Source organism: Wolbachia endosymbiont of Mansonella perstans (assembly GCF_020278605.1).
GTDB lineage: Bacteria > Pseudomonadota > Alphaproteobacteria > Rickettsiales > Anaplasmataceae > Wolbachia.
The window spans coordinates 1-8,882 of record NZ_JACZHU010000040.1 but is presented as its reverse complement, the minus strand read 5'-3'; the positions used below and the strand labels follow the sequence as shown (position 1 = coordinate 8,882).

Here is an 8,882-nt window from a genome sequence, read left to right as displayed (position 1 = left end):
AGAAAACGCTGATAAAGGCACATATAATCCATTTGCTTTTTTATTCACGATGATGCTAGGCAAATTATTGCAGGATGTAGCGGTTTTATATCTATGGTTCAATTTACACTGATCTGCTTTGGGTGAATCACGACCATAGGAAAAAAGGTATGGGAAAGCAGTTAATGGAAAAAGTTCATGATTATAGTTGGGAAATGCACTGTAAAATAGCAACTATTGCAACGATGAATTTTCAAGAGCAAGAGCATTCTATGAAGAACTGGGGTATGAGTGCGATTTTGTACACCCAGGGTATGTTGGTGAAGCAACATGTATACTTTTGAAGAAAGTATTGTAGTACGAGGTATGTCTAACGTTGGTAAGCTATGGATTTCTCTATAGATAACTCCAACAAAGTCTTCCCCGGTGTCTTTAAACTCCTTCGGGGCAGCCTTTGTTAATTAATTGTATTTCAGTTTACAACTTTATCTAAAAGAATGCCGAGAAAAAGCAGTAGTCCTACATAGGAGTTATTTTTAAATGTGGACATGCATTGACTGGAATTGTCGGGGTTGAGATTTTTATATTGGTAATGAAACACGACCCCCACGGCAAGTAAAGCGATATAGAAAATGTTATTCAATGATGATAAAATACCGGCATATAGCCACATCATAAGAGACATTAAATGAAATCTTTTTAGCCAAGGTTTTGTTGTATCACCAAAATACAATGCTGTTGATTTCATTCCGAGTTTTTCATCATCTCTTTTATCTTGATGAGCGTATATGGTGTCGTAACTCAGTGTCCAAAAGATGCACCCTGCATAAAAGAGCATAGGTTCTATACTAACCTGGTTCTTTACTACTGCCCAACCTAGAAGCGATCCCATGTTAAAAGTAAACCCTAAAAACAACTGTGGCCACCAAACGTAACGCTTTAGTAAAGGGTAAATAATTATCATACACATTGAGATTACCCCAAGTATGAGTGTAGTTTTATTGGTAAGTAATAGGATTACTAGCGCAATGGACAGTAACAGAGAAAGTAAAGTCAAAGCTTGCTTTACGTTTAGTGCACCACTTGCAAGTGGCCTATATTTTGTTCGTTCAACATGTGCATCTATTTCTTTATCGAAAATATCATTGATTATACAACCCGCAGGTCTCATCAAGAATGCACCTATAGTAAACAAAATAAGGATAAAAAAGGTCTGCCAAGATAGAGAAGCTGAGGCTAGAATAATACCACTTAAACTAGGGAATAATACAAGCCATAAACCTGTTAAACTGTGCAACCTCATCAATGAAAGGTAATGATTGAAATGCATTATTAAGTGTGACTACTCAGTATTTTGCTTATATTAACAAAATTATCGAATGCTAAATCAGTTTTGAAAACTAACTTGGGTACAAATCGCAAATCAGCATAACATAATATGGATTTGCGTATCAACCATGCAGATTGGTTGATTTCGTCAATAATAGTACCAATATCACAATCTTTTTCGCTTAACGAAGACAGCACTACATATACATCTGCTTTTTTTAAGTCCTTACTTAATTTTACTTCGGATACCGCTACATTTTTATTGAATACCTTACCTTCTTTTAAAACTCTGGATATTGCTCTATGCAGTACAGACGCTATTTTTAGGCTCCTGATTTCTTTTTTCATACTATAATACCTTTTCTTCCTGCACTAATTGATAAACTTCCAGAATATCTCCAACCTTAATATTGGCATCACCATCTAGAGACATTCCACATTCAAAGTTTGTACCTACTTCCTTAACATCATCCTTAAATCTACGCAAAGCTTTCAATTTTCCTTCATATATTAATTTATTGTTGTGCATTATCTTAATTAAAGAATCTTTTTTTACAACTCCATCACTTACATAACATCCAATAATATTATCAGCTTTAGACACATTAAATACCTGTCTCACAGATGCAGAACCAATACGCACTTCTCGTGTTACAGGCTTTAGCATTTTAGTTAAGCACATTTTCATACTGTCAATAAGTTCGTATATTATGTTATAAGTACGTATTTCTACACCTTTTTGTTTTGCCAAATCCCTTATTTTTGAATCCACTTTGACATTAAATGCCAAAATTACTGCCCTTGACGCTTCTGCAAGCAACACATCTGAGTCTGTTATTCCCCCCACTGCCTTGTACAGGATATTTAATTTCACTTGATCTTTACCAAGTTTACCAATTGAACTTGATATTGCTTCGACAGAACCAGTTACATCACACTTCAAGATTACAAATAACTCTTCTGTCTCATTGTCATTACGACCGAACATGTCTAAATCACTATTACTTAAATCCTCCTCTTTTCTCTTGATCAGCTCTAATCTGTATTCAGCGATTTCACGTGCCTGCTTTTCAAAATTTACAACAACAAATTTATCTCCAGCATCTGGCACACTGTTTAGGCCAGTGATCTCAATTGGAGTGGAAGGTGGAGCCATCTTTTCCTTTTGACCAAGGTGATTAACCATACTACGTACTTTTCCATATGTCGTACCCACCACCAACATATCACCAACCTTTAGCGTTCCTTCTTCAACTATCAACGTAGCTGATATTCCCTTAGCTTTATCTATTTTGGATTCTATCACCCACCCAAATGCTCGACAATCCTCTATTGCTTCAAGCTTCATTAAATCAGCAATTAACAAAATCGCTTCTTCCAGTTTGTCTAGGTTGATTTTCTTTTTTGCTGACACTGGCACAACCACAACATCACCACCAAGTTCTTCAGGAATGAGGTCATATTGAGGTAAACTACTAATTACCCTTTCTACATCACCAGATTGCGATTTATCAATTTTATTAATAGCAACTATAATAGAAACATTTGCTGCCTTTGCATGGTTTATTGCTTCAATCGTTTGTTTCATCACTCCGTCATCAGCCGCAATCACTATTACAACTATATTAGTGATGTTGGCACCACATGCACGCATTGCAGTAAATGCCTCATGTCCTGGCGTGTCAATGAAAGTAATTCTTTGTTTATCTTTTGTAACTACCTGGTAAGCACCTATATGTTGAGTTATTCCACCTGACTCTCTTTCTGCAACATTAGATTCACGAAACGCATCGAGCAATGAGGTTTTACCATGATCAACATGTCCAATAAAAGTGACAACTGGCGGCTTAGGTTTTTTAGGCAAGTTTTCCCTGTTCTCTACGAAAAGTAAATCCTTTTCCTTGTTAGCATCGCTCACTCGTTTAGCTGTATGATTAAATTTTTCCACTATTTCACATGCTATATCCGGATCTACCAAATCATCCACTCTGTAACTCTCACCAACTTCTTCTTTCAACATTCTTAACACATCTTTACTGTCCTCTGCCATACGAACGGATAATTCTCTGATTGTAATTTCATCTGGTACAATAACTTCTCTTGATATGTTTTTACCTTTGGTAAATTTTGATTTTTTATTTCTTATACCAAATCTTTGCTTAAACGCAGGAGATTGTTCAATTTTGTCATCTATTGATTGCGCAATTATCAGTTTGGAGTGCTTAGAATATATATCTTTGTTAGCCTTAAAAGGTTTTTTATCATCATCTTCATCGTCAATTCCACCCTCCATTGGCTTAGTTGAGCTAAGACCACTTGAAGTTTCTTCTTCGATTTCTTTAAACGAGGCATCTGAAGCACCATCTTTATCATCAACCTTTTCATCATCGTTTTCTTTTACTACTACTTTTTCTTCTTTTAGATTCTTTCCTTTTAACAAAGCGGCATTTTGTACAGCATTAATACGGAAGATTTGTTCTTTTTCTGTCAAGTAACCTAATTTACTTCCATCTTGCTCTTCTGGCTCATGAGGTTTTCTTCTTCTTTTTTTTACTATTGTGGCTCCCATACTTGGACTCGCTGAAGAGTTCAAATCAAGATCTAACTTAAGTTTGTTAAAACTTTGAAGCGTTAGTTTTTTACTACTGATATCTTCGTTATTCATACATTTTGCTATATTACACCAAGCTTCTTACGAGCCTCCATGATTATTGAGTCTATTGTGTCTTTTAAATCCTCTTTACCGCTCGCTGAAGAGGAGAGCATACCATAAAACTCATAGCTTGACAAATCTGCCACATCCCCTAGAGTTTTGATACCATGTTTACTAAGAGCAATTTTATCGTCTATTAATAAAGGTAAATTGATTACATCATCTTCCATACCTAAACTTCTCAACTCTTCTATTTTTTTGTCATTTTCTGCTTTTAGATATTTATTTGCTCTGTTATACAATTCACTTGCAATATCTTCGTTAAAGCCTTCTATCGAAGCAAGCTCTTTAATTGAAGCATGTGATATATCCTCTACGCTTGAAAAACCCTCTGTGACTAACAGCTGCCCCATAATTTCCTCTAAATTTAAAGCTTCAGCAAATAAAGATGAACACTGACTGAGTTCTCTACTCCGCCTTTCTGATTCTTGCTGAGTGCTTAGTATCTCAATTTTCCATCCAACAAGTTCTGAGGCTAATCTTACATTTTGACCTTTTTTCCCTATAGCTAAACTTAATTGATCTTCAGCAACTATTAATTCTACGCAGTTTTCATTTTCATCAATAATGACCTTCGATACTTCTGCAGGAGTAATTGCTTTGATAACAAATTGGCCCAGGTCTGAAGAGTAATGTATGACATCAATTTTTTCTCCATTTAATTCATGTATGATGGTTTTTATCCTATCTCCCTTAACTCCAACACAAGCACCTACTGGGTCAATATTTTTATCAGGAGAGAAAACAGCAACTTTAGACCTTGAACCAGCATCTCTAGCTATACCTTTAATTGTTACCAGCCCATCAGCAATTTCCGGTATCTCTTGATTTAATAGTGCCTCCAAAAAGCCTTCATGGGACCTAGAAAGAATAATTTGACGTCCATCATCAGAACACTTAACAGTTTGTATGTAAGCTTTAATCTTATCGCCTTCGCGAAATGATTCACCACCGATTAAATTTCGCAATGGAAGGTATGCCCTAGCCCCATTTATATCTATGATCAGCTCTGAATACTCCACTTGTTTAACAATACCATATCTTATTTCTCCTACCTTATCCTTAAATTCCTCATATTGCTTTTTCGATTCTTCGTATTTAATCACCTGAGCAATTCTTTGCTGGGCAATTCTTGCTGAAGCAAGATCAGTGCTGAGAGAAAGCAATTCATTAACAGTATCTCCAATTTTTGCATCTTCTCTTATTAACTTAGCCTGTGTAAGAGTAATTGATTCATATCCAGTATTCTCTTCTTCATTTTGTTCATCACTAATAACCCTTAATTCTCTATATGCAGTAACTTTGCCTGTGTTCCTATCTATGTTGACTGTAATCTTACTTTTACTACCATATTTTTGATGAGCCACTGCTTCTATGGCACTTTCTAATGCCTTCATTACCACTTCAAAATCTAGACCTTTTTGAAGTGAAAGCTCTCCTGCTGTTTTTATTATGTCAATGCTTCCAACTAAGTTATTTTTGTCACTTTTCTGTTTAACACTGCTTTTTCGGTTAGCAATCATACAAATAAACCCTATACAATTAGTTATAATTATAGCTTCAACAGGCAAAGAACACTACTTTTAATAGTAAATAGTTACTAATTTAAGTCAAGTTTTTTCATGTCTTTGTATCACAAGCAACGCATGAGTGAAAAATAAGGTTAGAAACGTCACAGCTAACATTCCACATGCTATGGTGATTGAAATGTTAACCCACCACTGGCTTGATGGAGTGTCATATGTAATTTGTAACGTGAAAAAATTGATGTTTAGCTTAGTAGTCATCGGTATTAAGCCAAGGACTGTAGTTGCAACAGTAAGCAATATTGGCTTAATACGAGAAACCGAAGCATTTATTATGCATCGCTTGACGTCATCTTTGTATACTTCAATTTGGTGATGAAAAGCGTCAATTAATAATATATTATTAGTCACTATAATTCCTGCTAAAGCGATTATTCCTACCCCGCCATAACAACTACAAAAACTTTATGGACAAGAAAGAAAACAAAAAATACACATGTGGTAGATAAAAATACTGCTGTTATTACAATGAATGTGTAGTATACATTATTGAATTGTGTCACTAATACCAAGATCATTAATGTAATTGCCAATATAAAAGCCTTCAGCAAAAAGACTTCTGACTTTTGTTGATCTTTTTTATCGCCTTTAAAATCAATTTGTACTCTCTTGTCTCAATCCTAAACAATCGAATCTTGAATGAACTTAACTCTTTCGTCAACCAGGTATCCAGGGTCAACATCAGCAAAGATTGTTACTATGCGTGATCCGTTAATCTTACTTAGTTTGTTTATCTTTGTTTTTAGGAGCGTATTTTACTATATTGCTCATAGGATAGGACCATTAACTGCATTAACAAAAAGGTTCTCTATAGTTTTTATGTTACAATCTTGTTCAGGAAAACGGAGTATAATATCTATTTCTTGGTCCAGATTATTTGATCTGTATTTTCCGATTAATACTCCACTTACGACCATTTTTATAAAATCACCAATCGTTGCAACACCTACTCCAGAACTTGCAGCCTTACTTTTACCAATATTCATACTCCACTCTATTTCGGGTGTTGATCCGCTATCTTGAATATTGATAAACCCTGAGGAAGGTTGATAATAATTTCTAGAATTTGCTCTGCTGCTGAACCCAAGCTAGATTCATCCCCGTCGAGATTAATTTGTATTGGTTTTTTGGCTGATGGTCCTGAATTTTTTCTTGAATATCGGTTATTACTCCCTTCATATCCTGTACGCTGCTTCTTATATCATTTAATATATGCCTAGCTTTACGCCTAAACCACCAGTCCACAAGTTCTAGTTGGATTTCGACAATAACGTTATCTAAGGATATTTACGATTTAGCATAAAAAGCATGAATTTCTCTTTAGATGCCCGAGATGCGCTCTTCCACTTCTTTTAGTACTAGGTCTCGTTCCTTGGCTGATAAACTTTCCTTTACTTTAACACTAATTAGAATATTATCTGAATCCACTTTCTGGGAAAACTTTATTCCAGGGCCAAAGGTGAAATATAATATACTAAATGAGAACAAAACTAATATAGTAGCACACACGAATTTTTTAGGATGATCTAAACTTTTTTCAGTGTACGTACTTAAGTTCTTGTCATAAGCCCAGTATTCTTTATCTCATCACTTTCTATTGCACTCATTTTTTCAATTTCCTCTTTTGAAATTACCGAAGGCTTACCAAATATTGTACTGAGTGTTGGTATGAAAACCAAAGCCACGATGGGCGAATCGGTCAAAGTTAAAATTATTGTGATTGGTATATACTGCATAAACTTACCAATCATATCAGGCCAAAATAACAGAGAGAAAAACATTGCCAATTTAGTCAAAGTCGATGGTAGAACTGGAGGAAACATATCACAAACTGAAGTGTGAAAGGCTTTTACCTTGTCATTCCGCAAATCATCTTTTTCTACCAGCATATTCACTAACTACGGTTGCATCATCAACCAGCATGCCAACTGCCATAATAAAACTAAAAAGCATAACAACATTTTAGGTTATGTCCATGAAGTAAAGAGCTACTATTCCAACAAGAAAGGATCCAGGTATTGAAAGTGTCACAAGGACAGCTGTCTTTGTACCAATAGAGAGTATTATTATGATTAATATCAACATAGCAAATGTCATGCCGTTCTCTAGATCATCAAGCACATTACGGATATTTTTTGACTGGTCGTTTAAATACACCACTTTTAGATTTTCAGGCAATTGATCTTTTGCCTTATCTATTAGGTATTTCACCTGATTTACTGTATCTATTATATTCTCTCCATTACGTTTTGAAATTTCTAACACAACACTAGACAGCATTTTGATGCAAGCAAATCTTTCATAATCTTCAAATCTAAGATATACCTTTGCAATATCCTTTATTCTTAAGGCTACATCGCCTTGAGACTTAACAGAAATGTTCATAATATCTTCCATATCTTTATAATAATCCTGACACTTTAATTGAATATTTGTCTGTGTCGTTGTCAAACGACCTGGCTCTTACTAATCTGTTATTGCTCGATATAGCATGAAATATTTCATCTGATTGAATGTCGTATTTTGTTGGTATTGTGTGCTCAATTATCACTTCTATCGTTTCCTTACGTACACCTGCCACTTCAAACTTGAGGGCATTGGCAAAGATTCTATTCCTTTTTTAACTTACACGCTACATCGGTCAAAGTCCTTTCTGGTAGATGACCAACCAATCTAACTTAATATAGGAAATAAGCTTAAGTTTATCTCGCTGATTACCGGAGACTCTGCTTCAGCAGGCAGCTTCGATTTTACATTTGAAAGCTTTGAACGGACGTTATCGAGCACTTCCTTGTACTATACTCTGTACCGAATTTAAGTATTACGTGAGCACCATCATTAGTTGCTAGGGCCTTTTAGTTCCTTAACTCCTTATTATGGACCTCAGTTCATTTTCTATCGGAATAGCTAATAACTTCTTACTATTTTCAACAGGAATTCCAGGAAGTCTAACAAATACATTTATTACAAGAATTTGTACATCTGGGTTGCTTTCTCTTGGCATTTTTAATATAGGCACATAAACCAAAAACAAAAATCACTATAAGCAACAATATTATTGTCCTATTTCTCTCTATAAGCAAGCTTTTCATATTAATATTTTATTGAATATGCATATTTTTGTACAACATTATACCTGAGATATATTATATACTAATTAATTATTATATAACTTTAGAATATTTATATTAAGTATATAAATCATCATGAAGTTACAATTACAAAATAGACTTCTCACGTAACAAACTTTTGACAGAGCATTGGTATTCAATAGA

General features: G+C 34.7%; 13 protein-coding genes. 1 reads left to right on the top strand and 12 read right to left on the bottom strand.

Annotation, left to right across the window (positions count from 1 at the left end):
* Nucleotides 1-149: 149 nt before the first annotated feature.
* The gene (locus IHO13_RS05880; RefSeq protein WP_368666877.1) at nt 150-323 is read left to right on the top strand and encodes a hypothetical protein; all 174 of its coding nucleotides are present in this window, start codon (nt 150-152) and stop codon (nt 321-323) included.
* A gap of 128 nt (nt 324-451) precedes the next feature.
* Here IHO13_RS05880 and ubiA read toward each other — a convergent pair whose 3' ends face one another.
* The 12 genes from ubiA to IHO13_RS03055 all read right to left on the bottom strand — a co-directional run bounded on the left by ubiA (nt 452) and on the right by IHO13_RS03055 (nt 8,611).
* Entirely contained in the window at nt 452-1,309 is an 858-nt protein-coding gene (gene ubiA / locus IHO13_RS03110) for a 4-hydroxybenzoate octaprenyltransferase (protein WP_225538233.1), read from the bottom strand.
* A gap of 2 nt (nt 1,310-1,311) precedes the next feature.
* Nucleotides 1,312-1,656, bottom strand: a complete 345-nt coding sequence (locus IHO13_RS03105) for a ribosome-binding factor A (RefSeq protein ID WP_225538232.1) — start codon at nt 1,654-1,656, stop codon at nt 1,312-1,314.
* Nucleotide 1,657: 1 nt separating this feature from the next.
* The gene (gene infB, locus IHO13_RS03100; protein WP_225538231.1) at nt 1,658-3,973 is read right to left on the bottom strand and encodes a translation initiation factor IF-2; all 2,316 of its coding nucleotides are present in this window, start codon (nt 3,971-3,973) and stop codon (nt 1,658-1,660) included.
* Between the two features lie 8 nt (nt 3,974-3,981).
* Complete coding sequence (nusA, locus tag IHO13_RS03095) at nt 3,982-5,544, bottom strand: transcription termination factor NusA (RefSeq protein WP_225538230.1); 1,563 nt, start codon at nt 5,542-5,544, stop codon at nt 3,982-3,984.
* A gap of 87 nt (nt 5,545-5,631) precedes the next feature.
* Entirely contained in the window at nt 5,632-5,958 is a 327-nt protein-coding gene (locus IHO13_RS03090; protein ID WP_368666876.1) for an efflux RND transporter permease subunit, read from the bottom strand.
* A 416-nt stretch (nt 5,959-6,374) separates the two neighbouring features.
* Complete coding sequence (locus tag IHO13_RS03085) at nt 6,375-6,593, bottom strand: hypothetical protein (protein WP_225538229.1); 219 nt, start codon at nt 6,591-6,593, stop codon at nt 6,375-6,377.
* A gap of 73 nt (nt 6,594-6,666) precedes the next feature.
* Nucleotides 6,667-6,852: a hypothetical protein gene (locus tag IHO13_RS03080; protein ID WP_225538228.1), complete on the bottom strand. Its 186-nt coding sequence runs from the start codon at nt 6,850-6,852 to the stop codon at nt 6,667-6,669.
* A 75-nt stretch (nt 6,853-6,927) separates the two neighbouring features.
* On the bottom strand, nt 6,928-7,116 hold the full coding sequence (locus IHO13_RS03075) for a hypothetical protein (protein WP_225538227.1): 189 nt from the start codon (nt 7,114-7,116) through the stop codon (nt 6,928-6,930).
* Nucleotides 7,117-7,157: 41 nt separating this feature from the next.
* Nucleotides 7,158-7,502, bottom strand: a complete 345-nt coding sequence (locus IHO13_RS03070; protein WP_225538226.1) for a hypothetical protein — start codon at nt 7,500-7,502, stop codon at nt 7,158-7,160.
* 67 nt (nt 7,503-7,569) lie between these two features.
* Nucleotides 7,570-8,004: an efflux RND transporter permease subunit gene (locus tag IHO13_RS03065; RefSeq protein WP_255586080.1), complete on the bottom strand. Its 435-nt coding sequence runs from the start codon at nt 8,002-8,004 to the stop codon at nt 7,570-7,572.
* 4 nt (nt 8,005-8,008) lie between these two features.
* Complete coding sequence (locus IHO13_RS03060) at nt 8,009-8,188, bottom strand: hypothetical protein (protein ID WP_225538224.1); 180 nt, start codon at nt 8,186-8,188, stop codon at nt 8,009-8,011.
* Between the two features lie 282 nt (nt 8,189-8,470).
* The gene (locus tag IHO13_RS03055; RefSeq protein ID WP_225538223.1) at nt 8,471-8,611 is read right to left on the bottom strand and encodes a hypothetical protein; all 141 of its coding nucleotides are present in this window, start codon (nt 8,609-8,611) and stop codon (nt 8,471-8,473) included.
* Between the last annotated feature and the right edge of the window lie 271 nt (nt 8,612-8,882).